21 protein-coding genes are annotated in these 24,105 nt (G+C 71.1%); 12 read left to right on the plus strand and 9 right to left on the minus strand.

What is annotated here, in order from left to right:
• The 3 genes from V5O40_RS24705 to V5O40_RS24715 form a co-directional block, all read right to left on the minus strand.
• Positions 1-553, minus strand: a 553-nt coding sequence (locus tag V5O40_RS24705) for an endo-1,4-beta-xylanase (RefSeq protein WP_332907685.1), incomplete at its 3' end; no start/stop codon positions are given.
• A gap of 261 nt (positions 554-814) precedes the next feature.
• Entirely contained in the window at positions 815-1,861 is a 1,047-nt protein-coding gene (locus tag V5O40_RS24710; RefSeq protein ID WP_332907686.1) for an acetylxylan esterase, read from the minus strand.
• Positions 1,862-1,882: 21 nt separating this feature from the next.
• Positions 1,883-2,914: a LacI family DNA-binding transcriptional regulator gene (locus V5O40_RS24715; RefSeq protein WP_269741871.1), complete on the minus strand. Its 1,032-nt coding sequence runs from the start codon at positions 2,912-2,914 to the stop codon at positions 1,883-1,885.
• Between the two features lie 295 nt (positions 2,915-3,209).
• Between V5O40_RS24715 and V5O40_RS24720 the strand changes: the two genes are divergently transcribed.
• The 6 genes from V5O40_RS24720 (at position 3,210) to V5O40_RS24745 (ending at position 11,471) form a co-directional block, all read left to right on the plus strand.
• Positions 3,210-5,609: a beta-xylosidase/alpha-l-arabinosidase gene (locus V5O40_RS24720; protein WP_332907687.1), complete on the plus strand. Its 2,400-nt coding sequence runs from the start codon at positions 3,210-3,212 to the stop codon at positions 5,607-5,609.
• Complete coding sequence (locus tag V5O40_RS24725) at positions 5,606-6,586, plus strand: ABC transporter permease (RefSeq protein WP_332907688.1); 981 nt, start codon at positions 5,606-5,608, stop codon at positions 6,584-6,586. Before V5O40_RS24720 ends, V5O40_RS24725 begins: the two co-directional genes overlap by 4 nt.
• Entirely contained in the window at positions 6,583-7,515 is a 933-nt protein-coding gene (locus V5O40_RS24730; protein WP_332907689.1) for a carbohydrate ABC transporter permease, read from the plus strand. Before V5O40_RS24725 ends, V5O40_RS24730 begins: the two co-directional genes overlap by 4 nt.
• Positions 7,516-7,561: 46 nt before the next feature.
• The gene (locus tag V5O40_RS24735) at positions 7,562-9,199 is read left to right on the plus strand and encodes an ABC transporter substrate-binding protein (protein WP_332907690.1); all 1,638 of its coding nucleotides are present in this window, start codon (positions 7,562-7,564) and stop codon (positions 9,197-9,199) included.
• A 71-nt stretch (positions 9,200-9,270) separates the two neighbouring features.
• Positions 9,271-10,791, plus strand: a complete 1,521-nt coding sequence (locus V5O40_RS24740) for a GH39 family glycosyl hydrolase (protein WP_332907691.1) — start codon at positions 9,271-9,273, stop codon at positions 10,789-10,791.
• Complete coding sequence (locus V5O40_RS24745; RefSeq protein ID WP_332907692.1) at positions 10,788-11,471, plus strand: DUF624 domain-containing protein; 684 nt, start codon at positions 10,788-10,790, stop codon at positions 11,469-11,471. Before V5O40_RS24740 ends, V5O40_RS24745 begins: the two co-directional genes overlap by 4 nt.
• Before the next feature lie 75 nt (positions 11,472-11,546).
• Here the strand turns inward: V5O40_RS24745 and V5O40_RS24750 are convergent, their stop codons facing one another.
• Both V5O40_RS24750 and V5O40_RS24755 read right to left on the minus strand, forming a co-directional pair.
• On the minus strand, positions 11,547-12,299 hold the full coding sequence (locus V5O40_RS24750; protein WP_332907693.1) for an aminoglycoside N(3)-acetyltransferase: 753 nt from the start codon (positions 12,297-12,299) through the stop codon (positions 11,547-11,549).
• Between the two features lie 128 nt (positions 12,300-12,427).
• A complete protein-coding gene (locus V5O40_RS24755; protein ID WP_332907694.1) occupies positions 12,428-12,877 on the minus strand; it encodes a MarR family winged helix-turn-helix transcriptional regulator in 450 nt (149 codons plus the stop codon).
• Between the two features lie 80 nt (positions 12,878-12,957).
• Here V5O40_RS24755 and V5O40_RS24760 point away from each other — a divergent pair, with 80 nt between their 5' ends.
• The 5 genes from V5O40_RS24760 to V5O40_RS24780 all read left to right on the plus strand — a co-directional run bounded on the left by V5O40_RS24760 (position 12,958) and on the right by V5O40_RS24780 (position 17,972).
• A complete protein-coding gene (locus tag V5O40_RS24760) occupies positions 12,958-13,719 on the plus strand; it encodes an SDR family NAD(P)-dependent oxidoreductase (protein WP_332907695.1) in 762 nt (253 codons plus the stop codon).
• A 108-nt stretch (positions 13,720-13,827) separates the two neighbouring features.
• The gene (locus tag V5O40_RS24765; RefSeq protein WP_332907696.1) at positions 13,828-16,410 is read left to right on the plus strand and encodes an ATP-binding protein; all 2,583 of its coding nucleotides are present in this window, start codon (positions 13,828-13,830) and stop codon (positions 16,408-16,410) included.
• A 101-nt stretch (positions 16,411-16,511) separates the two neighbouring features.
• On the plus strand, positions 16,512-17,054 hold the full coding sequence (locus tag V5O40_RS24770; protein ID WP_332907697.1) for a carboxymuconolactone decarboxylase family protein: 543 nt from the start codon (positions 16,512-16,514) through the stop codon (positions 17,052-17,054).
• Between the two features lie 39 nt (positions 17,055-17,093).
• Positions 17,094-17,459: a hypothetical protein gene (locus V5O40_RS24775; RefSeq protein WP_332907698.1), complete on the plus strand. Its 366-nt coding sequence runs from the start codon at positions 17,094-17,096 to the stop codon at positions 17,457-17,459.
• A gap of 54 nt (positions 17,460-17,513) precedes the next feature.
• Positions 17,514-17,972 (plus strand): GNAT family N-acetyltransferase, encoded by a 459-nt coding sequence (locus V5O40_RS24780; RefSeq protein ID WP_332907699.1) that lies wholly within the window; start codon positions 17,514-17,516, stop codon positions 17,970-17,972.
• A 43-nt stretch (positions 17,973-18,015) separates the two neighbouring features.
• Here V5O40_RS24780 and V5O40_RS24785 read toward each other — a convergent pair whose 3' ends face one another.
• The 3 genes from V5O40_RS24785 to V5O40_RS24795 all read right to left on the minus strand — a co-directional run bounded on the left by V5O40_RS24785 (position 18,016) and on the right by V5O40_RS24795 (position 21,056).
• Entirely contained in the window at positions 18,016-19,224 is a 1,209-nt protein-coding gene (locus tag V5O40_RS24785; RefSeq protein ID WP_332907700.1) for a low temperature requirement protein A, read from the minus strand.
• A gap of 284 nt (positions 19,225-19,508) precedes the next feature.
• Positions 19,509-20,102, minus strand: coding sequence for a TIGR03086 family metal-binding protein (locus V5O40_RS24790; protein WP_332907701.1), 594 nt, complete (start codon positions 20,100-20,102; stop codon positions 19,509-19,511).
• Positions 20,103-20,171: 69 nt separating this feature from the next.
• Positions 20,172-21,056, minus strand: coding sequence for an AraC family transcriptional regulator (locus V5O40_RS24795; RefSeq protein WP_332907704.1), 885 nt, complete (start codon positions 21,054-21,056; stop codon positions 20,172-20,174).
• A 141-nt stretch (positions 21,057-21,197) separates the two neighbouring features.
• On the opposite strand from V5O40_RS24795, the gene V5O40_RS24800 reads away from it, so the two are divergent.
• The gene (locus V5O40_RS24800) at positions 21,198-21,848 is read left to right on the plus strand and encodes a class I SAM-dependent methyltransferase (protein ID WP_332907702.1); all 651 of its coding nucleotides are present in this window, start codon (positions 21,198-21,200) and stop codon (positions 21,846-21,848) included.
• Between the two features lie 31 nt (positions 21,849-21,879).
• On the opposite strand, the gene V5O40_RS24805 is transcribed toward V5O40_RS24800, so the two are convergent.
• Entirely contained in the window at positions 21,880-23,937 is a 2,058-nt protein-coding gene (locus tag V5O40_RS24805; protein WP_332907703.1) for an alpha-glucuronidase, read from the minus strand.
• Between the last annotated feature and the right edge of the window lie 168 nt (positions 23,938-24,105).

The raw sequence follows: 24,105 nt of genomic DNA on the forward strand, positions 1-24,105 counted from the left end.
CCCGCCGCGCGCCGTTGTTGCCGTCGTCGAACGCCTCGTTCACCACGTCCCACGAGTCGATCTTGCCGCGGTAGTAGGTCGCGACCTGCGTGACGTGGTTGAGCATCGCGTTACGCAGCGCGGTGCCCGACATGTTCTGCATCCAGCCGGGCTGCTGCGAGTGCCAGGCCAGGGTGTGGCCCCGGACCTTCCAGCCCCGGGACAGGGCGTGGTTGACGATCCGATCGGCGTTGGTGTAGGTGAATCGACCCTGCTGCGGCTCGAGCGCGTCGATCTTCATCTCGTTCTCGGCCGTGACCGAGTTGAACTCGCGGTTGAGAATGCCGACATAGGTCGAGTCGGACAGCTTGTTCGCCGCCACCGCGGCACCGAAGTACCGCCCGGACTGGGCCGCGGCCGCACCGAGGGTGGACTCGGCGGCCTGGGCGCTGGAGGTCGCCACCACCACGCTGGTGGCGACGAGGGCGAGACCGACTGCGGCCGAGACCAGCGCGGCGCGCGGTCGCAGTCGGGTAGCCGGCCGCCCGCTGGCGCGGGCGTGGGCGTTGTTCATGGCGTGAGCCTTTCGACGAAGCCGTGCTGATGAATAGCCGGCCCCGACTACTGCCCAGCACGATGGCTCTCCGTCGCCGACGCGGTCGCCCGGATGCCGCGTCGGCCGGTGCACTCAGCCCGCCATCGTGAGTAGATCGAGGCTGTTGTATCGAAAACCTTATCGAAACAGCTCCGAAAGCTCAACGCGCCAGGGAACTCTTTGCCCGTCCGTCCCGGTCACCATCCGAAACCGCTGCCGTCGTAGCGGCGGGGTGGGATGTCACGCCGGTGAGATCTGGGCTCCCGAAACTTTCGGCCGGTGCGACCGGTCCGCGGTGACGCCGCCGAGCACATCGGCCAGCCAACGCAGCTGCCGCCGGGTGTGGGTGGCCTCCCCGTGCTCGTGCCCGTTGAACGGGTAGACGTGCATCGCGCGCTCGGGCCGGGGGCCGAACGCGGTGGCGCCGTAGTGGTTGTAGGCCGCGAAGCCGGTGCTCGGGGGGCACACCATGTCCCGCAGCCCGATGCCGAAGTGGACCGGCGCGTGGGCCCGACGGGCGAAGCTGACCCCGTCGACGTAGGACAGCGTGCGACGTACCGCCGGCTCCGCGTCGCGGTTGACCGCGAGGTAGTTGGCGATCTCGCCGTACGCCCCCACGTCGGTGATGTCGAGGGCCCGCTGCGGGTGACAGAGGAACGGCGCGGTGGTGAGCACCGCGGCCAGTTCGACGTCGAGCCCGGCGACGGCAAGGGCCAGTCCGCCACCCTGGCTGTTGCCCGCCGCCACCACACCGTGCGGGTCGACCCCCGGAAGGGCGCGCGCCGCCTCGACCGCGCGCGCCGCGTCGGTGATGAGCCGGCGGTAGTAGTAGCCCTCCGGGGTCATGATGCCGCGGGTCAGCGGCGACGGTCCCCCGGGTGCCTCGCCGTGCGGGTCCGGGGTGTCCCCCGCGCCGTACCGGCCGGACTGTCCCCGGGCGTCCATGAGCAGGTGGGCGTAGCCGGCGGCCGGCCAGATCAGGCGTTCGTGCGGCAGCCCCCGGCCACGCCCGTAGCCGACGTACTCCACGATCACCGGCAGCGCCTCGTCCATCCCGGCCGGGCGGTTGTACCAGGCCCGGACCGGGTCGCCGCCGAACCCGGCGAAGGTGACGTCCCAGCTGTCCACCAGGCGCAGGTCGGTCGGCTCAGGCCGGACGTCGAGCAGCACCGGTGACTGCGCCGCCGCGTCCAGGGTCGACCGCCAGAAGGCGTCGAAGTCGGCGGGCTCGGCCACGGCCGGCGCGTACTGCCGTAACTGGTCCAGGGGAAGGTCGAACAGGGGCATGGCTCCTCGCAGCGGGCTCGGTCACGAATGCGGTGGCGGTGCAGTGCTTTCCCGGATCACCAGCTCGGCGACCAGGTCTATCCGGCTGGTGGGCAGGGCGTTGCCGCGGGCGAGATCGAGCAGCATCTGGGCGGCGGTGCCGGCCATGTCGCGCAGGGGCTGGTTGACCGTGGTCAGGGCCGGACCGACCCAGGCCGAGAGCGGGAGGTTGTCGTAGCCGACCACCGACACGTCACCCGGCACGTCCAGGCCGAGCTGCCGAGCCGCCCGCAACACGCCGAGCGCCTGCAGGTCGGAGCCGGCGAAGATCGCCGACGGCCGGTCCGACCGGCTGAGCAACTCGATGCCGTGGGTGTAGCCGGCGTCGAGGTGGAAGTTGCCGTGCCGGATCAGCGTGGCATCGATCGGGACGCCGAGTTCCTCGTGGGCGCAGCGGAAGCCGGCGGTGCGGGCGCGGGCGCAGAGCACGTCGCGCGGACCGGAGATGACCGCGATCCGGCGGTGCCCGAGATCCAACAGGTGTCGGGTGGCGATCAGTCCACCGTTCCAGTTGTTGGAGCCGACGGTGGGCACGGAGGCCACGCTGGCGCTGTCGGTGTCGATGACGACCACGGGGATCGACTGGCGCTGCAGCTGTTGCCGCTGCGGATCGGTGAGGTTGCACATCACCAGCAGCACCCCCAGGGGACGCCGGGCGACCACCGCGTCGACCCAGGACTGCGGCGGTCGGCGGGCGGCACTGAGCTGCGACAACATCACGTTCACCCCGGTCAGGGCGGCAACCGCCTCGACCCCCCTGATGATCTCCAGAGCCCAGTCGGACCCGAACTCGTGGAACACCAGGTCGATCTGACCCTCGCCGGGCGCGCGGCGGGCGCGTCGCCGGTAGCGGTGTCGTTGCAGGCTGGCCTCGACCCGCGCCCGGGTCACGGCGGCGACGTCCGACCGTCCGTTGAGGACCTTGGAGACCGTCGCGGAGGAGACACCGACCTCCCGGGCGATGGTCGCGATGGTGGCGGAGCCCAGCGCTGCCGACGATCGCTTCTCTGCCATCCGATCCTCTGCAACGAATCCGAAATTTTCGGCGACTGTAGCACGCCGTGCACCACCAGAGGGTGACCCGAGTCGATGCTGCCCACTCGTGACGATGAATTCCGGCAATCGCTTACCAGCACGACAGGTGTGGTCTGAACAGTCTTTCCGCAACCCTTGACACACCCTGTTGACGCCCTTAGGTTCCCCGACACAGGTGTCCGACTGGTTTCCGAAAATTTCGATAATCGCCGTGCTCCACGGCGGTCGGCGTGGCCTGCCGGGATACCTCCCGGCCCCGGCCGGAGGGGTTCGCATGACAAGTCAGCTGCCCGTCGACGACCGATTGGCGTCCACGCACGCCGATCGGTGGCGTGATCCGACGTTGCGACCGGACGAACGGGCCGACGCGCTCATCCCGCTGATGTCGCTCGAGGAGAAGCTCGCTCAACTGGTCGGGCTGTGGGTCGGCGCGGACGCTTCCGGCGAGGGCGTCGCTCCCCATCAGACCGACATGGTCGAGCACACCCCACCGTGGTCGGAGGCGATCCGGCACGGCCTGGGACAGCTGACCCGGCCGTTCGGGACCGCGCCGGTCGATCCGGTCCTCGGCGCACGTTCCCTGGCCGCGTCCCAGGCGCAGATCGTCGCGGCGAGCCGGTTCGGGATTCCGGCGCAGGTGCACGAGGAGTGCCTCACCGGCTTCGCCGCCTGGCGGGCGACCGTCTATCCGACGCCGCTGAGCTGGGGCGCGGCCTTCGACCCGGAGCTGGTCGAGGAGATGGCCGGGCTGATCGGCCGGTCCATGCGGGCGGCCGGGGTCCATCAGGGACTCGCCCCGGTGCTGGACGTCAGCCGCGACTACCGCTGGGGGCGCACCGAGGAGACGATCGGCGAGGACCCCTACCTGGTCGGCACGGTCGGCGCGGCGTACGTGCGCGGACTGGAACGGGCCGGTGTGGTCGCGACGTTGAAACACTTCGCCGGCTACTCGGCGTCGCGGGGCGGCCGGAACCTGGCGCCGACGGCGATGGGCCGCCGGGAACTGGCCGACGTGATCCTCCCGCCCTTCGAGATGGCCCTGCGCCTGGGCGGGGCGCGGTCGGTGATGAACTCGTACGCCGAGATCGATGGGGTGCCGGCGGCGGCCGACGTGGAGCTGCTCACCCGGACGTTGCGTGAGCAGTGGGGTTTCGACGGCGTGCTGGTCGCCGACTACTTCGCCGTCCGGTTCCTGCAGACCCTGCACGGCGTCGCCGCCGACGCCGCGGCGGCGGCCCGGCTGGCGCTGCGGGCGGGCATCGACGTGGAACTGCCCACCGTGGACGCCTACGGCGCACCGTTGGCGGCGGCGGTGCGCTCCGGTGAGGTCAGCGAGGCGCTCGTCGACCGGGCCCTGCGGCGGGTGCTGATCCAGAAGATCGAGCTGGGCCTGCTCGACGAGGGCTGGCAGGAGTTGCCGGCGGATGTCGAGGCGCTGCGTTTCGACGACGAGGCCAGCCGGGCAGTCGCCCTGCGACTGGCCCGCCAGTCCGTCGTCCTGCTCCGCAACCAGGACGGGCTGCTACCCCTCGCCACGCACCGGCGCGTCGCGCTGGTCGGGCCGGTCGCCGACGACCCGATGGCGATGCTCGGCTGCTACACGTTCCCACTGCACGTCGGGGTGCAGCACCCCGAGTACGACACCGGCGTCGAGATCCCGTCCCTGCGCGAGGCGCTCGCGCAGCGGTGTCCGCAGCTGACCCACGTGCCGGGCACCGACATCACCGGTGACGACACCTCGGGTTTCGCGGCGGCGGTCGAGGCGGCCGCCGCCGCCGACGTCTGCGTCCTGGCCGTCGGCGACCGGGCCGGCATGTTCGGCCGGGGCACCTCCGGCGAGGGCTGCGACGCGGTCGACCTCCAACTACCCGGGGTGCAGGCCGAACTGGTACGCGCGGTGCTGGCCACCGGTACCCCGGTCGTGCTGGTGGTCCTCTCCGGTCGGCCGTACGCCCTCGGCGACGCGGCGGACCGGGCCAGCGCCATCGTGCAGGCGTTCTTCCCGGGCCAGCTCGGCGGTCAGGCGCTGGCCGAGATCCTCACCGGCGAGGTGGACCCGTCCGGGAGGCTGCCGGTCAGCGTGCCCCGGCACGCCGGCGGGCTGCCCGGCACCTACCTCACGCCCATCCTGGGCCGACGTTCCAAGGTGTCGTCGGTGGACCCGACGCCGGCGTTCCCGTTCGGCCACGGTCTCAGCTACACCACCTTCGAGTGGAGCGACGCCGCGGTCGGCGACGCGCCGGGGGGCGACACCGGGGAGCCGGCGACCTGGCCGGTCGACGGGGAGGTGAGCGTCGGGGTCACCGTTCGCAACACCGGTGCCCGGGCCGGCACCGAGGTGGTCCAGCTCTACCTGCACGATCCGGTGGCGCAGACCACCCGGCCCGTGGTGCGCCTGATCGGGTACGCGCGGGTAGCGGTGGAGCCCGGCGGGGCGGCGCGGGTCAGCTTCGCGGTCCCCGCCGACGTCACCTCGTTCACCGGCGTGCACGGCCGGCGCGTGGTCGAGCCCGGTGAGGTGCACCTGCGGCTCAGCCGCTCCAGCGGCGACGTGGTGGCCAGCCTGGCGCTGCGGCTGGCGGGCGACGAGCGCGAGGTCGGCCACCACCGGGAGCTGCTGTCCCGGGTACGCGTCGAACCGGTCGCCGGGCCCGCAGCGGGGAGCCGGCCATGAGCAGCGTGACCACCCTGACCCCGTCGCCGCCCAGCCCCGACGCGACGACACCGGAACCGCCGCCACGCGTCGCCCGGCAGACCTGGCGGCGGGCGCTGCGGCGGGACTGGCAGCTGTACTCGCTGGCGATCCTGCCGCTGCTGTTCTTCCTGATCTTCCGGTACCTGCCGATGCTGGGCAACATCATCGCCTTCCGTCGCTTCCAGCCCGGCGGCAACATCTTCGGTGAGTACTGGGTCGGGCTGCGGTACTTCAAGATGTTCCTGAACGATCCGACGTTCTGGAACGTCTTCACCAACACGCTGGTCCTGGGCGCGCTGACCCTGTTGTTCTGCTTCCCGCTGCCCATCGTGCTGGCGCTGCTGCTCAACGAGGTACGGGCCCGCAAGCTCAAGCGGTTCGTGCAGTCGGTGTCCTACCTGCCGCACTTCCTGTCCATCGTGATCGTGGCGGCCATCGTCATGCAGCTGTTGTCCATGGACGGCACGGTCAACCAGCTCGTCCGCGCCGGTGGCGGTGACGCCATTCCGTTCCTGCAGCGGCCGGAGTGGTTCCGCACCATCTACGTCTCCTCGGAGGTCTGGCAGACCGTCGGCTGGGGCACGATCCTCTACCTGGCGGCGCTCACCACCATCGACGACGACCTCTACGAGGCCGCTCGTATCGACGGGGCCAACCGGTGGCGACAGACCTGGCACGTCACCCTGCCGGGCATCCGGCCGACGATGGTCACGTTGCTGATCCTCAACATCGGCGCCTTCATGGCGGTCGGCTTCGAGAAGATCCTGTTGCTGTACAACCCGCTTACCTATCCGACCGCGGACGTGATCTCCACCTACCTGTTCCGGATGGGCTTCCAGTCCAGCAACTTCAGCTACGCCGCCGCGATCGGGCTGTTCGAGGCGGTGATCGGGTTGATCCTGGTCGTCTCGGCGAACCTGATCGCCCGCCGCACGGTGGGGACGAGCCTGTGGTGACCGTCGACACCGCCGAGCGGCCCACCGGGTCCGCGCCCCGCCCCCGTCGCCGCGGCATCCAGGAGACCCGGGGCTACCGGGTGTTCCGGGTGGTCAACGGGATCATCCTGACCCTCGTGGTGGTGGTGACGCTCTACCCGTTCGTCAACATCGTGGCCCGCTCGTTGAGCGACGAGGCGTACATCATCGCCGGCCAGGTGAATCTCGTGCCGCGCGGGTTCACCCTGGACACCTACCAGCTGCTGATGTCCGATCCGTTGTTCTGGACGAACTACCGCAACACCGTGTTCTACACGGTCACCGCCACGATCATCTCGATCGTGATGACCACCTGCTACGCGTACGTGCTGTCGAAGAAGCAGCTCAAGGGGCGCGGGGTGCTTGTCGGCATCGCGGTCTTCACCATGTTCTTCACCGGCGGCCTCATCCCCAACTACGTCCTGGTCACCAGCCTGGGCCTGAAGAACAGCGTCTGGGCCATCGCGCTACCCAACGCGATAAACGTGTTCAACCTGCTGGTGATGAAGGCGTTCTTCGAGAGCCTGCCGACGGAGTTGGAGGAGGCCGCCGCCGTCGACGGGCTCAACACGTACGGCATCCTGCTGCGGATCGTGCTGCCGCTGTCGAAGGCCATCGTCGCCACGATGGTGCTCTTCTACGCGGTGGCGTTCTGGAACTCCTGGTTCGCGGCCTTCCTCTACATGGACCGGCAGGAGCTGTGGCCGGTCACCGTCTACCTGCGCAACCTGATCGCCGGTGCCACCGGCGCGGAGAACGTCGGGGCGATCACCGAGGCGAACGAGGTACAGGCCGAGGCGACGCTCAAGGCCGTGACCATCGTGCTCACCACCCTGCCGATCCTCCTGGTGTATCCCTTCGTCCAGCGGTACTTCGTCCGGGGCATCATGCTCGGCGCGGTCAAGGGCTGACCAGTAGCGAACACCCCTCCCACCACCGAGTTGAAAGGATCCCGCCATGTTCCGCAGATCGTGGCGTCACGCTGCGGCGGCTGCCGCCGTGCTGCTGGCCCTCGGCAGCGTCACCGCCTGTGGCGACGACTCGTCCGACAGCGAGGACCTGTCGGAGAACCGGGCCGGCGCGATGGAGAACTACGCCGTCGGTACCCAGTTCAAGGCCACCGAGCCACTGTCCTTCTCCGTCCTCTACAACAACCACCCGAACTACCCGCTGAAGGAGGACTGGCTGTTCTGGACGGAGTTGAAGTCCCGGACGAACGTCAGCCTCGAGAAGGTCGCCGTACCGCTGAGCGACTACAACCAGAAGCGCAGCCTGCTCATCGGCGCCGGCGACGCTCCCCTGTTGATCCCGAAGACCTATCCGCCGGACGTGCACGCGTACGTCTCCTCGGGGGCGATCCTGCCGGTCAGCGACTACCTCGATCTGATGCCGAACTTCAAGGACAAGATCGAGAAGTGGAACCTGAAGCCTGAGATCGACACGCTGCGCCAGCAGGACGGCAAGTTCTACCTGCTGCCCGGCCTGCACGAGAAGCCCTGGCACGAGTACTCGCTGGCGGTCCGCACCGACATCCTCGAAGAGCTGAACCTCCAGGTCCCGAAGACCTGGGACGAGGTCTACACCATGCTCAAGGCGATGAAGGCGGCGTACCCGGACGTCTACCCGTTCTCCGACCGGTTCAGCCAGCCCAACCCGGCCGGCAACCTGCTCAACATGCTGGCCGCGTCGTACGGTCTGGCCGGCGCGGGCTGGAACTTCCAGCACGTCAGCTGGAACGACCAGGCGCAGCAGTTCGAGTACACCGGCGCCACCGAGCAGTACAAGCAGATGCTGCAGTACCTCAACAAGCTGGTGTCGGAGAAGCTGCTCGACCCGGAGAGCTTCACCCAGACCGACGACCTGGCCCGGCAGAAGCTCGCCAACAGCAAGTCCTTCGTGATCAGCAGCAACGCTCAGACGTTGGTGAACGACTACCGGCCGGACCTGGCCGCGACCAACCCGAAGGCGAAGATCACCAAGATCCCGCTGCCGATCGGCCCGGCCGGTGAGATCAACCCGGCCAGCCGGCTGGAGAACGGCATGATGATCTCCTCGAAGGCCCGCGACAGCAAGAACTTCGTGGCCATGATGCAGTTCGTCGACTGGCTCTGGTACGCCGACGAGGGGCAGGAGTTCGCCAAGTGGGGCGTCGAGGGCACCACCTTCGTCAAGGACGCCGGCGGCAAGAAGACCCTCGCTCCGGACGTCGACATGGTCGGGCTCAACCCCGGCGCGCCCAAGCACCTGCAGAAGGACTTCGGCTTCGGCAACGGCGTGTTCGCCTACGGCGGCAAGCCGGAGCTGGTGCAGGCGTTCTTCTCGCCCGAGGAGCAGGAGTTCCAGCAGGTGATGAACGCCCGGGCGCCGAAGTCGCCGCCGCCGCCGTACCCGCTGAACGACGAGGAGCGCGAGCAGGTGTCGCTCTGGGAGACCCCGCTGAAGGACCACGTCTACCAGGCCACGCTCCAGTTCGTGCTCGGGCAGCGTGACTTCGCCGAGTGGGACGCCTACGTGGCGGAGTTGAAGAGCAAGAACATGGACGCCTACCTGGAACTGGTCAACGAGGCGCACAAGCGCTACCAGGAGAAGAACTAGCAGACCTGTCCGGTCCGGTCGTGTCGGCGCGACCGGACCGGGCACCCTCCACCCCGAGCACAGGGACGACGATGCGGATCACCGTTGCGGAGCAACCCGTCGGCCGGCTGAGCGACGCGTGGCGCCTGGCCGTCGGCACCGGCCGGCTCGACCTGGCCCTGCGCCGCGACTACCAGGACTCGTTGGCGCTGGTCCAACGCGAGATCGGCTTCCGGTACATCCGCGGGCACGGCCTGCTCAGCGACGGCGTCGGGGTGCACCGACCGTACGAGTACCGGGGCCGACGCCAGGTTCGGCACGCCTTCGGCTACCTCGACCAGATCGTCGACGCCTACCTCGAACTGGGCGTCAGGCCGTTCGTGGAACTGGGCTTCATGCCCTCCGGGCTGGCCAGCGGCGAGCAGACGGTCTTCTGGTGGCGCGGCAACGTCACCCCGCCCCGGTCGCACACCGAATGGGCCGACCTGGTCCGGACAACCGTCGGTCATCTCGTGGACCGGTACGGCCTGGACGAGGTGCGCGGTTGGCCGATCGAGGTGTGGAACGAGCCCGACCTCAAGGAGTTCTGGCAGGACGCCGACGCCGACGCCTACCACCGGCTCTTCGAGGTGACCGCGTACGCGGTGAAGGACGTCGACGCCGACCTCCAGGTCGGCGGCCCGGCGCTCTCCCCCGGCGCCGACGACGGATGGCTGCCCCGGTTCGCCGAGTTCGTCACCGACCGTTCGGTGCCGATCGACTTCGTCAGTCGGCACGCCTACAGCTCCGGCCCGGCCCAGCACGTGCCGTTCGGCGTACACCAGACCCTCGCTCCGGCGCAGCGGCTGCTGGAGCAGTTCGCCAGCCCGCGCCGGTTGCTCGCCGGCACCGCGCTGGCCGACCTGCCGGTGCACATCACCGAGTTCAACAGCTCGTACCGGCCGGACAACCCCGTCCACGACACCGCCTTCCACGCCGCCTACCTCGCCCCGGTGCTGGCCGGCGGCGGTGACCTGGTCGACTCCTTCGCCTACTGGACCTTCAGCGACGTGTTCGAGGAGGTGGGCATCCCGACCACGCTGTTCCACGGCGGCTTCGGCCTGCTCACCCACCGGCAGATCCGCAAGCCCACATACCACCTGTACGCCTTCATGAACCGGCTGGGCACGCAGATCCTGGCCCGTGGCGCGGACCACCTGGTCACCCGGGACGACACCGGCCGCATCGCGGTGCTGGCCTGGGCACCGGTCGACCTCACCGGCGGTGGACCGGTGGACGGCCACGCCGTACGCCTGTCGCTGCCGGTCACCGACCCGGCCGCCCGCACCGCGTTCCTGCTGCGCTCCTCGGTCAGCGAGGAGTCCGGCAACGCCTGGCGGGCCTGGTGCGAACTCGGCCGACCCCCGTCCCCCACCGCCCGACAACTGGACGTGCTGCGGCAGGCCGCCGAGCCGGCCCGACGGCACGGCTCGCTGCCGGTGCTGGCCGGCCGCGTCGAGCTGGACCTGCACCTGGCCCGGCACGAGGTGACCCTGGCCGAGGTGAGCCCGGTGGTCGACGAGACTCCGCCCTGGTGGGACGAGCGGCGACTGCTGGGCGGTGAGCCGTCGTGAGCACCACCACCCGTCGTGAATTCGGTGCCGGCCCGCTGTCCCGAGGGGCGGCGCTGATCTACACCCTGCTGGTGGTGGAGGTGCTGCTGCTGGTCTGTGCGGCGCCCGGCCTGGTGGCGCTGTTCGCGCTGGAGCGGCACGTGAGCAACCTGCCGCTGGTCGCGCTCTGTGCGGTGCCGCTCGGCCCGGCCATCTCCGCCGCGCTGTACGCCCTGCACCGGCAGCGTCTCGACCTGACCGAACTGCACCCGGGGCGGCTGTTCTGGCGCGGCTACCGGGCCAACCTGACCGGCTCGCTGCTGGTCTGGGTGCCGACGCTGGTGTGGCTGACCGTCATCGCGGTCAACCTGGTCAACCTGCCGGCGGCGGGGGTGCCCGGCTGGTGGGCGGTGCCGCTGGTGCTGGTCGGTGCCGGGGTGTCGGTGGTCGGGGTCAACGCCCTGGTGATCACGTCGCTGTTCACGTTCCGGCTGCGTGACGTGTTCCGGCTGGCCGGGTACTTCGTGCTGCGTACCCCGGTGGTCGCCGTCGGAACCGCGTTGCTGCTGGGGGCGGCGACGGCGCTCACCGTCGTCGCCTCGGAAGCGGCACTCGCCGCCCTCGGCTCGGTGCTGGCGCTCGCGCTGGTCCGCGGCGGTGCACCGATGACCGACGTCATCGCCGAGGAGTTCGTCGAGTGATCCGGCGGGCACCTGCGCACCGGCGTTCGGACCCCGGTGGGTGATCCGCTACGACCCGACCGCCCCGGTCGCCGGTCAGCGCTGCGGCGGGTGAGGTGTCCGGTGGGCCGTGAGCCAGTCGACGGCGAAATCGACGAGGGCGCGCTGACGCATCAGCCGGCACTCGGCCCCGCCGACCCGCCCGACTCGCGCGCCGCCGGTGCTGTCGAAGGCGTCGCCGATCTGGTCGAAGTCGCTCTCGTCGGTGTCGACGTCCTCCCAGCGGGTCCAGGAACGGCCGGCGGGGGTGCGAAGTGCCGAGCCCTCCCGTCGGCGCGGCGGATCCGGCAACCGATACTCGGCCAGGTGCAATGACGTGTTGCTGCCGTGTGTGGCACCGAGCAGCAGGACGTCACCGTCCAGCCGGTAGACGGCACCCAACGGAGAGTGCTCGCCGAGCATGTCCTCAAGCCGGTGCCCGGTCACCACCGCTTCGGCGGCCGGCCCGACGGCCGCGAACGACACCTGTGGGTGATCACTGCGCCGCGCGCCCGGCCAGGTACGGACGGTCTCCGCGACCACGCCCATCCACCGGCTCGGCGTGACCGCCGGGTCGAACGCCGGCATGTGCGCGCGGATCACCGGCCACCACGACTCCGGCACGGGCGGGTGCCGCCAGCCAGCCGGGTCGGTGTTGTCCGGGGTGTGCGTCGGCACCACCAGGGTGCCGTCCTGGCCCAGCGAGTCGCGCAGCGCTTGAACCACCGCGACCGGGCCTCCGCAGACCCAACCGAGCGCCTTGAGCGACGAGTGCACCAGCAGCACCGACCCGCGCCGCACCCCGAGCACCACCAGGTCCTCGGTCAGCGTGCTGCGCGTGTACGGCGTACCGGCGTCGATCGAGCGATCCTACCTGCCGGATGCCGAGCGAACCTCGGCGTCGGAATCCAGCGTGGACATCGGATCCGCGGACGCGCTCACTCGGTCTCGGTGGTGAGGGTACGGAGGTTCCCGCGCGCCTTCTCGAGCAGTTCGACGAACGTGGCTCGTTGATCGGCCGCCATGCCGGCGGTTGCGGTCTCGGCGAGCCTGCGCCAGGCCGCCTCGATGTCCGGGATGACGGCGCGGCCCTTCGAGGTCAACCGGATCCGGGTGGCACGCCGATCGCCCGGTACGGGTTCCCTGACGAACCATCCGCCCTGATCGAGGCGACTGAGGCTGCGGGTCACCGTGGGTTGTTCCACGCCGAGCCGGCCGGCGATCTCAGAAACCGTCATACCGTCGGGCTCCTGGCCGAGTATCCACAGCAGGACGTCCTGCCCCGGGTGCAGGGCGAGCGCGCTGAGCACGTCGGCCTGCGCGCTGCGGTACAGCTTGGCCACCTTTACCAGGGCTTTGTTGGTGGCCAGGACATCCGTCAGTTCCACCCGGGCAGTGTACGAGTTGACGAGCCGGCACCAACTGATACATAGTCGGCTAACATATAGCCGACTATAGGAGAGGTGTCATGGAAACCGGTCTGTCGAACAGGGTCGCCCTCGTCACCGGGGCCTCCGGGGCCATCGGCCGAGCCACCGCGCTGCGGTTGGCGGCCGAGGGCGCCTCCGTCGCCGTGTCCTGGTACACCAACCACGACGGTGCCCTCGACGTGGTCGACGCCGTCACGCGAGCCGGCGGTCGGGCCTGCGCCGTCCACCTGGATCACGGCAACCTCACCAGCATGCCGGGGGTCATCGAGGACATCGCCGAACGTCTCGGGCCGGTCACCGTGCTGGTTGCCAACGCCGTGCGGTGGCCGTCCTTCGACGCCGACGAGATCGGTGGTCTCCTCACGGCGCTGTCCGTCAACACCGTGGGTCCGGTGGCACTGATCGATGCGGCTCTGCCAGCCATGCGCACCGCCGGCTGGGGACGCATCGTCGTCGTGTCGACCGACATCGTCGCGCAACCCATGGCGGGGCCACTCGCCTACGCCACGGCGAAGGGCGCGCTCGAGACCGCCGCGCGGGTGCTCGCCGTCCGGGAAGCCCGCCACGGCATCCTGACGAACACCGTGCGCCCCGGCTTCACCCTCACCGACAAGGCGCTGACCGCCCCGTTCCTGGGACCGGACGCGGTCGCCGCCGAATCGGCGAAGACCCCCACCGGTCGCATCTGCACTCCCGAGGACGTCGCCACCGCCGTCACCTACCTGGCCTCGGCGGCGAACGGTCACGTCAACGGGCAGACGTTGTCGCTGGCCGGTGGTCGCGAACTCGTTCGCGGGTGACCTGGCGCGGGCAGCCGGTGTCCGAAGATGCCGTTGCTCGGACGCGAGTACGCTGCGCTCCCCCGCACGATCCGCCACGAGCGGCGGGTGGGTGGATAATCACCGGCGATGCAGCTGTACGAGCGGTCGACCGCACTCGGGCTCCTGGACACGCTGCTGCGTGGGGCGGCCGACGGCGGTCGGGTGGGGCTGATCGCGGGCGAGGCCGGGATCGGCAAGTCGTCGGTGGTCAAGGCGTTCGCCGCGGCGTGCGGCAGCCGGGCTGTCGTGCTCTGGGGGGCCTGCGACCCGCTGGTCACCCCGCGCGCGCTGGGGCCGCTGCACGACATCGCCCGGCAGGCCGGCGGTGCGCTGGCCGAGGCGGTCGCCACCGGTGCCGGGCAGTCCGAGCTGTTCGCAGCGCTTGTCGCCGAGCTGTCCGGGCCACGTCAGCGGCCGCCCAGGGTCATGGTGGTCGAGGACGCGCACTGGGCCGACGAGGCGACGCTGGACCTGTTGGTGTTCCTGGGCCGGCGGATCGAGCGACTGCCGGCGTTGCTGTTGGTGACCTACCGCGAGGACGAGGTGGGGACGGACCACGCGTTGCGGGCCGCGCTCGCATCGGTGCCCAGATCGGCGGTCAAGCCCGTCCCGGTGGCACCGCTCTCCGCAGCCTGCGTCGCCGGGCTGGCTGCCGACCACGGTCGCCCGGGTGCCGAGGTCTTCCAGCTCACGGGCGGCAACCCGCTGCTGGTCACCGAGCTGCTGGCCGCGGATCGCGCGGTCCCGGCCACCGTCGGCGACCTGACGCGGGCACGGCTGCGTCGGCTGTCGGCCGCCGCCCGCGAGGTGGCGCATCTGGTGTCGGTGATCCCGACGAGCGCCGAGGCCGCCGTACTGGCCGGTGCGGAGGACGCTGTCGACGAATGTGTCGCGGGCGGCGTCCTGGTGGCCCGGGGCGACATGATGGCCTACCGGCACGAGTTGCTGCGCCAGGCTGTCGAGGAGTCGCTCACCCCGCCGCGACGGGCGGCTCTGCACCGACTCGCGCTGACCCGGCTCGCCCGGATCGAGGGGACCGACCCGGCCCGACTGGTACACCACGCCCGGCTCGGCGGCGACCATGCCGAGCTCGTCCGTTTCGGTCCGCGGGCCGCCGCCGGCGCCGCCGCGCAGGGCGCCCACCGGGAGGCGGTCGCCCACTTCCGGGCGGTCCGGCCGCACGCGGCGATGCTGCCGGAAGGTGACCGGATCAGGCTGCTCGAGTCGTACGCCGAGCAGGCATACCTGGCCGGAATGGCGTCCGAGGGCCTGGAACCGATCACCGCTGCAGTCACCGAGCGGGAGAGGCTCGGCGACCCGTTCGAGCTCGGCGAAAGCCTGCGCCGATTGTCCCGGCTGGCGTGGTGGAGCGCGCAGGCGGAGCAGGCCCGCGACGCCGCCGACCGGGCCGTACGGGTGCTCGCACCGCTCGGCCCGAGCCGGGCGCTCGGGATGGCATACAGCAACCTGGCGCAACTACACATGCTGTCGCACCGGATGGCGGAGGCGGTCGAGTGGGGCGAGCGGGCACGGCGGCTCGCCGACCAGCTCGACGACCCGGCGACGTCGGTGCACGCCTCGATCAACATCGGGACGGCGCGAATGTTCGCCGACCATAGTGAGGGCCAGGCCACGCTGCGGGCAGCGCACACCACCGCAGCGCGCGCCGGGCACGTCGATGACGCGGCCCGCGCACTGGTGAACCTGACCACCTGCCACGAGCAGGTCGGCGACTACGCAACGGCCCACGCGGTGGCGGAGGAGGCGCTGCGGTACGCGGACACGCACGAGCTGGGTGGCTACGTGCAGTACCTGCTCGGTGTCCGGGCGGTGCTGCGGGTCGGGCGGGGCGACTGGGACGGCGCGCTGTCCGACGCGGCCGAGTCGCTGGACCGGGCGAGCGTGGCCAGCGTGGCGATCGTTCCCGCACTGGTCGCGAAGGGACGGGTCGACGCGGCGCGAGGCGGCGACGCGGCTGCGACCCTGACCCGGGCCGTCGACGCCGCGTCAGCCACCGGCGAGCTTCAGCGGATGGCGCCGGTCTGCGCCGCGTGGGCCGAGTTTCACCTGCTCGACGGCGAGGCCGACGCGGCTGCTCGGCAGTTGCGTCCGGCGCTGCGGCTCGCGGTCGACCGAGGGCACCCCTGGTTCGCCGACGAGCTCGCGTTCTGGCTGTGGCGGGCCACCAACGAGCCGGCACCACCCGTCGTCGCGTCCACGTCCGCCGTACGGCCGTACCGGCTGTTGATGAGCGGCGACTGGGCCGGGGCGGCCGCCCTGTGGCGGGCGCGCGGCGACGCGTACCGCGCGGTCCAGGCGCTCGCGTTCGGGGACCGCGCGGCGGCCGTGGCCGCGCTACGCGAGTTGGACCGGCTCAACGCCGTACGAGCGGCCCAGAGTCTGCGGGCCGCGCTGCACAGGCGCGGAGTGCCGGGGGTGCCGCGCGGTCCACGGCCGGCGAGCGCCGCCAACGCGGCAGGGCTGACGCCACGTCAGGCCCAGGTGCTCGGGCTGCTCGCGGAGGGCTTCACCAACGCCGAGATCGCCAGCCGGCTGACCCTGGCACCGAAGACCATCGAGCACCATGTGGCAGCTGTGCTCGACAAACTCGGCGCGACCACGCGCGGTCAGGCGGTCGCCGCAGCACGTCGACGCGGCCTCGTCGGCTGAGACACGACCCGGTGAGCTGCCCGGCGGCCGGCCCCGGCGTAACGCCAAGTTAGGGGTAATCCCCCAGGACGCGCCGGCCGAGGGACCCTAGCGTCCGGAACATGACGCACCTGCGAACACCCGCCGAGTCGGCACTGTACGCGGCGGAGGCCGACCGGCACGGCTATGTCCCGGCGTACGCGCAGGTCTTCGCGCTGGCACCGCAGGCCTACCAGGCGTGGACAGGGCTCGGCGCGGCGGTGCGCCGCGGGATGGACGAGCGCCGCTACGAGTTGGTCACCGTCGCCGCGGCCAGCGCAATGGGGGCCCGCTACTGCGTGCTCGCACACGCGGCGGTGCTGCGTGACCGGCACCTCGGCGACACTCAGCTGCGCGCCGTGCTCACCGACCACCACGCTGCCGGGCTGGACGACACCGAGGTGGCGGTCATGGACTTCGCGGCCCGGATCGCCACGGACCCGGCGTCGGCAACGGCCGAGGAGATCGAATCGCTGCGCGGGCATGGGCTGTCCGAGTCGGACATCTTCCAGGTCATCCTGGCTGTCTGCGTGCGCCGCTTCTTCGCCGGAGCCTTGGCTGCGGCCGGCACCGTGCCCGATCCCGAGCTGGCAGCCATTGCCGCCGTCGTGGCAGCCCGACCGTGAGTCCTGGACGACAGGATCCGAACGACAGAAGAAGGATGTATGGCGAACAAGGCAGTAGTCAGTCTCACCACCGGCCTGGAGGATCCCGAGCGGGTGACCGTCGCCTTCCTCGTGGCCGTCGGCGCAGCGGAGTCCGGTCGACCCACCCTCATGTTCCTGACCAAGGAGGCCGCTCGCCTCGCGCTCGGCGGTGTCGCCACGGCCGTCGCCTGCGCCGGCTGCCCTCCCCTGGACAGCCTCGTCGCGCGGTACGTCGCGGCGTCGGGCACGTTCCTGGTCTGCCCCATCTGCTTCGATGCGCGGGGTCTCGACAAGGGGCGACTGATAGCCAACGCCGAGTTGGGCGGCACCGTACCCATGTGGCAGTGGATCGGCGACGACCCTGTCGCGACATTCAGCTACTGACCCGATCCAAAGTCGGGTGCGGGCGGACCGGCGACAGCAGTAGCGTGCCGACCCATGACCTCGGACGCTTTCGTACCTGCCGGCTTCACCCCGCCGACGTCGCTGGTCACCGACCGGTTCCGCCTCGAACCGCTGGGTCCGCAGCACAACGTGGCGGATCACGCCGCCTGGACGTCGAGCATCGAGCACATCCGCGCCACGCCTGGTTACCCGGACGGCAACTGGCCGCCGCCGAGCGGCATGTCGCTGGAGAAGAACCTCGCCGACCTGCGCCGTCACGCCGACGACTTCGTCAACGGCACCGGGTTCACCTTCACCGTCCTCGACCCGGGCGACGGCGACGTCATCGGCTGCGTCTACCTCTACCCGTCAGCCTCGGCGGAGTACGACGTGACCGTCCAGTCCTGGGTGCGGGCCGACCGGGCGGACCTGGACGTGCCGCTCGCCGACGCCGTCGCGGACTGGATCGCCACCGACTGGCCCTGGGAGCGCCCGGACCGGTGCGGCCGCTGACGGCCGTTCAGGTGGTCGGCGAGGCGTTCCGGCTGTCGCCGAATCAGGTTCCCTTTGGCCCGGCAGTGGGTGGTGACGGGGGTTCGGGTGGTCGGCCCCGGGCGTGCCGGGCATCGGCCACAGCCATGCCGAGAAGGATGGTCAGGGCACCGGCGGCCGCGATCAACGTAGTGGTGAAGGCCAGTGGGAGCGCCGCGGCGGCCAGGGCCGTGATGCCGACGATCCGGCGGCGGGAGAGCCGGTCGAACACGACGCGTTCCAACCTGATCCGGCCGACGAGGTAGACGATCGGTCCGCCGAGGATGGGGACCAGCCAGGCCGGGCGCACGTGGTCGACCGGGTGGGTGACGGCGATCTCGTAGCCGACGGCCACCAGCACGATGCCCAGCACCATCAGCAGGTGGGCTCGTCCGGCGTTGCGGCCTACCCGAACCCTGTCCGGAGCGGAGTCGACGGCTTCCGGGAGCACCTGTCCAGCGCGGTAGTAGTAGATCCGCCACAGCAGGACCGTGGTGGCGAAGCCGGCCGCGAGCGCCAGCGTCGTCGCCAGCGACACCGGGGTGTCGGTGTAGGTGATTCCCAGCGCCAGCACACTCTCCCCAAGCGCGATCAGCAACAACTGCTCGTACCGCTCAGCGAGGTGGTGGGTCTTCTCGGGGTCCCAGGCGTCGTCCAGTTCCCGGCCCATACTCGGCACCGGCCAGGAGAGACGGGCCGCGACAAGGTCGATCGTGATGGCCAGCGACCACAGTCCGACCCGGGCCGCGTCCTCGACGAACATGCCGCCCAGCCACGGCACAGCCGAGACGGTGAACCAGATCGCCGACCGGCTGTAGAGGTTCCGTAACGCGGGCTCCCGCACCAGTCGGATGAGGGCCAGCGGTCGCCCCACCTGGATGAGCACGTACGGCACAGCGAACGCCCAGCCCCTCGCCTGGAACGCGTACGGCAGTGACGAAGCCATGAACAGCACGCCGAACGCGGTGAGCAGCACCATCGCCTGGACCGGTCGCCGGCGGGCGTCGAACCGGCTGGTGATGTGGGCGGTGGTCGTCCACAGCCACACGATCGGCAGAGCCAGCACCACGACGTACAGCAGCGCCGCCCACCGCCGAGCGAGAGTGTCGGCGGACAGGTCCGGCGCGACCCGGGAGACGACCCCCGACAAGGCGAATACCAGTACCAGGTCGAAGAACAACTCCAGGAAATCCGCCCGTCGCTTCTCTCCCTCGGTGCTACCGGTGGCTACCACTGAAGAAGACACCTCTCGCTGCCAGCGGTGCGCCCGGCAGCGACGGCATCGCCGCGCCGCGCGACCTACCGCGGCCGGCCCTGGTTGGGTGCCTGCACCGGTCAGACCATTATCGTCGCGTCACCGATACGTGGCATCGAAACGGCGGAAGGACCAGCGGCGGGGCAGGAGATCGTCGGTGCGGTGCTGCTGGCACCCTCCGAGTGCTGGTCGAACATCGGGGCCGGGAGGCAGTCCAGGCGGCAGCGTCCGAGGTGAAGGCGATGCTGCCGAGGCTCCGAACGCTAGGACGGCCTCCAGTCGCGGCTGCGGCCGGTGAGCCCGAGGACCCGGTCGAGCAGCGGAGCGTCGTCGGGCTGGGCGATCGACGGGCCGAACAGGCCGGGCGTGCCGTCGCTGCTGGCCTGCTGGGAGACGAGGCGGTGGACCGTCTCCAGGGTCCGGTCGTCGACGTCGTACGGCTGCCCGGTCGCGCGGGCGAGATCCCAACCGTGCACGACCAGTTCGTCGAGCGCGACGACGCCCATGATCTCGGCCGGCAGCCGCACCCCGGCAACGGCGGTCTCGCCGGTCCAGGCGGCCGGCTGGCGCCAGGCGGCAACCAACTCGTCGAGTTGCCCCGGCAGTAGCTTGCGCCACTGCGGGTCGAGCTGCTCAGCCGAGGGCTCACCCGGACCGTCCGGTGCGGGATCCGGACCCTTCTCGGCCGCCGTCCGGAACGCGAGTGTCAGCCCCACGAGGTGGTCGAGCAGGTCACCGACCGTCCAACCGGCACACGGAGTGGGACCGGAGAGCTGGTCGTCGGTGACCCCGGGCAGCAGCGCCTGCAACGCGCGGGCTGCGGGCGCGAGATCCGGGTGGCCGGCACTGTCGATCATCTCTGCTCCTTCGTCACGAACTCTGCCGCACGCTACGCGGCGGGACCGACAGAACAGTCCGACGGCCGGTCAGGAGGTGCCGGGGGCGGCGTGGCGCCACTGGGACGGGGTGACCCCGTGTTCGGCTCGGAAGCGTTTGATGAAGTAGCTGACGTCGGAGTACCCGCTGCGGCGGCTGACCGTCGCCACGGTCAGGTCGGTGTCGGTGAGCAGCAGGCGGGCCTGCTGCATGCGACGCTGCGCGAGCCACTGCTGAACGGTCCGGCCGGTCCTGCGGCGTACCACGGTGGTGAGATGCCCGGCGGTGAGCGCCAGTTCGCTGGCGACGTCGGCGAGCGAGATGGGCTCCTGGTAACGCCGCTCGATGACGTCGAAGACGGCCGCGAGCAGCGGCTCCTCCGCCGACCGCAGCTGGTCGGCGACGCCGGTTGGCAACCGGGCGGCGGCCACCAGCAACAGGGTCAGGTGGGCGAGCGCGGCCTCCTGATGACCGTCGCGCCGGGCGCGCAACTCGGTGTCGAGCGAGACGAAGCGCTCGACCCAGCCCGCCCGGTCGGACGGCGGGACGCGCAGCCGTTGGGCCCGGTCGGTGCCGTGGGCGAAGGGGAGGAGCAACGGGTGCGACCGCCACGACGAGTAGGCGCCCGACCTTCCGGGCCGCACCACGTCGGTCGGGAACCACACCGCCCATCCGTCGGTGACCGTGGTCTCGATCGGGTCGAGGAAGGAGACGACCTGCCCCGGTGCGATGACGAACAGGTCCCCGTCGGTCACCGTCCACCTGCGCCCGTCGATCACCAGCCTGCCGTCGGCGCGGTGCGCATAGCACAGCACCAAGAAGTCGTGGGTGTGCGTACCGCCGCCGGCCGGGCCCGTGATCGGCGTGCCCGGTGCGAGGCGGGCCACGGCCACCGGGGCGAGGCCGGCCACCCGGTCGAACCCGATGACCGGCACGCCCTGCCCGGTCACCCCGACGGCGCGGGCCGCCGGAACCGAACTTTGTCGCATCCGGTCCACAGTTACGCCATTGTCCACGGTCTCGCGCTCCATGACGCTGAGAGTACGACCAAACTTCATCCGATATCGGAGCCGCACATGACCGGACAGTCCCATCACACCGACGCGCAGCAGTACCTGCCCGGCATGGGTAAGCACTGGCTGCTTCCGCTCTACGATCCGTTCTCCCGCCTCGCCGGTATCGGGCGCATCCACGGACACCTGATGGACCGGGCGAACCTCCGGTCCGGCCAGCGGATCCTGGAGATCGGCTGCGGTACCGGCAACCTGCTGACCGCGCTCGGGCGTCGCCTGCGGGACATCGACGCGCTGGGCATCGACCCGGACCCGGCCGCGCTACGCCGGGCGCGCCGCAAGGCCGCCCGGTACGGGCTGCCGATCCGGTACGAGCAGGCGTTCGCCGGCGCGTTGCCGCTGCCCGACGACAGCGTCGACCGGGTGCTGTCCGCGTTCATGCTGCACCACCTGGACGACGACGAGCGCGCCCGGGCGCTACGGGAGGCCAGGCGGGTGCTGCGCAGCGGCGGTGAGCTGCACGTGCTCGACATCGACGGCACCCCCTCCGGGCGGGGCAGCGCGGCGGCGCACCGCAACGCCCGGGTGGCCGCGAGCCTTCCCGAGCGGGTGCTGGCCGCGCTCGCCGACGCCGGCCTGACCGGCGTGGCGGGAAGCGGCGGAGGTAAGGCGTGGTTCGGCCGCTTCGCCTGCTACCGCGCTGAGGCACCCTGAGCCGGACGACACCGGGTCACCTCAGGCTGGCTCAGTGCAGGGGCCGGCCGTGCGCGTCGGGCATGCCGGACTTGCGGTGGAAGTACGCGTTGATCTGGTCGCGCCACTCCCGCGCACAGCGCAGCTGCTCGTCGAGCCGCTCGGTCACCCGGGCGTGCACCGCCGCGTCCACCAGGCCGACCAGCGACGTCCACCGCAGGCGGGCCGCCTCCACCTCGGCCACCCCGTCGAAGTGGGTGTCGTAGACGTGCTGGATGACGGTGCGACCGCTGTGCAGCACGTGCTCGTACGGCACGTGGTGGAAGAAGAGCAGCAGTTCGTCGGGGCAGGTGTCCGGGGACTCGTACACCCGGGACCACGGCCGAGGGTACTGGCCGGTGAACCCGGTGCCGGTGGCCCGGGTGCGGTCCACGCCCACGCCGTCGCGATCGGCGAAATGGTACGTGCCCCACCGGCTGTACTCGTATCCGTCGACGTCGGGGCCGTAGTGCAGCCCCGGTCGCACCATGAACCCCACGCCCAACGGGGCGGTGTAGCGCTCGTAGGTGCGCCACGAGTCGTCCATGATCTCGTGCAGGGTGCGGCGGAGCAGGTCCGGGTCGGCGGTGGTGTCCGGATGGAAGGTCAGCTCGATCCACTCGTCGAGCACCTCCGCGGGTCGCAGTCGCGGATCCCAGGCCAGTCGGCCGAAGGCGTACAGGTTGGCCTGGGCCAGCGGATGTCCGGTCCAGAACGGGTCGTCGCCCACGTTCGACACGGCGACCAGGCCGCCGCCCTCGGCGGCGACACCCGCGACGGTGCGGCCGTCGTCGCCCCAGCCGAACCGCAGCACCTCGCTCCACCAGGGGGCCAGGTAGCACACGTGCCGCTGCTGGCCGGTGTACTCCTGCGTCACCTGGAACTCCACCGCCAGCCGGGTGCCGGGCATCGCGGTGATCACCGGGGAGACGGGCTCCCGGGTCTGGAAGTCCATCGGGCCGTGCTTGACCTGCACGATGACGTTGTCCAGAAAACGGCCGTCGAGCGGGGCGAAGTGGTCGAACGCGGCCCGGGCCCGGTCGGTGGAGCGGTCCCGCCAGTCCTGCCGGTGGTTGTAGACGAAGGCCCGCCAGTGCACCACCCCGCCGTGCGGGGCCAACGCCTCGGCGAGCAGGTTCGCCCCGTCGGCGTGGTCGCGACCGTAGCTGAACGGACCCGGCTGTCCCTCCGAGTCGGCCTTGACCACGTAGCCACCGAAGTCGGGGATGCGGGCGTACACCGCCGCCGTGGTCCCGGCCCACCAGGTCCGCACCGCGTCGTCGAGCGGATCGGCGGTGGGCAGGCCGGCGAGGACGACGGGCGCGGCGAAGGTGACCGAGAGGTGCACCCGGATGCCGTACGGGCGGAACTCGTCGGCGAGCTCGGCGACGTCGTCGAGCCGCTCGGTGAGCAGCCGCGCCTCGGTGGCGTGGACGTTGACGTTGTTCACCGCCACCGCGTTGATCCCACACGCGGCCAGCAGCCGTGCGTACGCGCGCACCCGGGCCCGGTCTCGGCGGGGGCGGCCGGCCTGCCAGAAGATCGACCCACCGGCGTAGCCGCGTTCGACCTGCCCCATCACCGGGTGCACGTCGACGTTGTCCCAGTGGTCGAGCATGCGGCGGCGCATCGCGGGACGGTGCGACCGCGCCGCGTGCGGCGCGCCGAACGCCGACTCACCGAGGCGGATCAAGTGGAACAGCCCGTAGAGCAGCCCGGCCGGTTGGTCGGCGAGCAGCACCGTGACCTCGCCGTGGCGGGCCAGGGCGTAGCCTTCCGGGCCGAGCGGCCCCGCACCGGCCGCCTCGACCTCGGCCAGGGCGGCGACCAGTTCGGCCGGGCCGCCGTCGCCGACGGCCGGGACCAGGGCGAGCACCAGGCTCGGCGGTGGGCCCTCCGCCTCTCGCCGGACGCTGCCGCCGTGCTCGGCGCAGGCCCGCTCGACCTCGGTGACGACGGTGTCGACGAGCCCTCCGCCGCCGAGTACGAGGCAGTGCCGGGAGCCGATCGCGCGAAACGCCTCGGGCGGCAACCAGGCGGGGTGGACGTCGGTCGGGGCGGGGGCGGTCATCGCGCAGATCGTAACGTTCCCACCAAACACGTCAAGATACTTCCGGAAGTTCCGGCAGCCGGGGGGGCCCCCCCCGCGGGGTGGCCACCCGGGCTTGGGGGTTCCCCCGGAGGGCGGGGCGGGGGGGGCCCCCAGCGGGGCCGGGGGGGGGGGGGAATCGGCCGGGCG

The sequence above is a fragment of the Micromonospora palythoicola genome, assembly GCF_036689795.1.
GTDB lineage: Bacteria > Actinomycetota > Actinomycetes > Mycobacteriales > Micromonosporaceae > Micromonospora > Micromonospora palythoicola.

Coding starts and splice junctions, on each gene's coding strand:
- V5O40_RS24740 (WP_332907691.1), top strand. CDS start 9,271: ATGCGGATCACCGTTGCGGAGCAACCCGTCGGCCGGCTGAGCGACGCG.
- V5O40_RS24765 (WP_332907696.1), top strand. CDS start 13,828: ATGCAGCTGTACGAGCGGTCGACCGCACTCGGGCTCCTGGACACGCTG.
- V5O40_RS24780 (WP_332907699.1), top strand. CDS start 17,514: ATGACCTCGGACGCTTTCGTACCTGCCGGCTTCACCCCGCCGACGTCG.
- V5O40_RS24775 (WP_332907698.1), top strand. CDS start 17,094: ATGGCGAACAAGGCAGTAGTCAGTCTCACCACCGGCCTGGAGGATCCC.
- V5O40_RS24725 (WP_332907688.1), top strand. CDS start 5,606: ATGAGCAGCGTGACCACCCTGACCCCGTCGCCGCCCAGCCCCGACGCG.
- V5O40_RS24710 (WP_332907686.1), bottom strand. CDS start 1,861: ATGCCCCTGTTCGACCTTCCCCTGGACCAGTTACGGCAGTACGCGCCG.
- V5O40_RS24800 (WP_332907702.1), top strand. CDS start 21,198: ATGACCGGACAGTCCCATCACACCGACGCGCAGCAGTACCTGCCCGGC.
- V5O40_RS24805 (WP_332907703.1), bottom strand. CDS start 23,937: ATGACCGCCCCCGCCCCGACCGACGTCCACCCCGCCTGGTTGCCGCCC.
- V5O40_RS24760 (WP_332907695.1), top strand. CDS start 12,958: ATGGAAACCGGTCTGTCGAACAGGGTCGCCCTCGTCACCGGGGCCTCC.
- V5O40_RS24720 (WP_332907687.1), top strand. CDS start 3,210: ATGACAAGTCAGCTGCCCGTCGACGACCGATTGGCGTCCACGCACGCC.
- V5O40_RS24790 (WP_332907701.1), bottom strand. CDS start 20,102: ATGATCGACAGTGCCGGCCACCCGGATCTCGCGCCCGCAGCCCGCGCG.
- V5O40_RS24715 (WP_269741871.1), bottom strand. CDS start 2,914: ATGGCAGAGAAGCGATCGTCGGCAGCGCTGGGCTCCGCCACCATCGCG.
- V5O40_RS24770 (WP_332907697.1), top strand. CDS start 16,512: ATGACGCACCTGCGAACACCCGCCGAGTCGGCACTGTACGCGGCGGAG.
- V5O40_RS24735 (WP_332907690.1), top strand. CDS start 7,562: ATGTTCCGCAGATCGTGGCGTCACGCTGCGGCGGCTGCCGCCGTGCTG.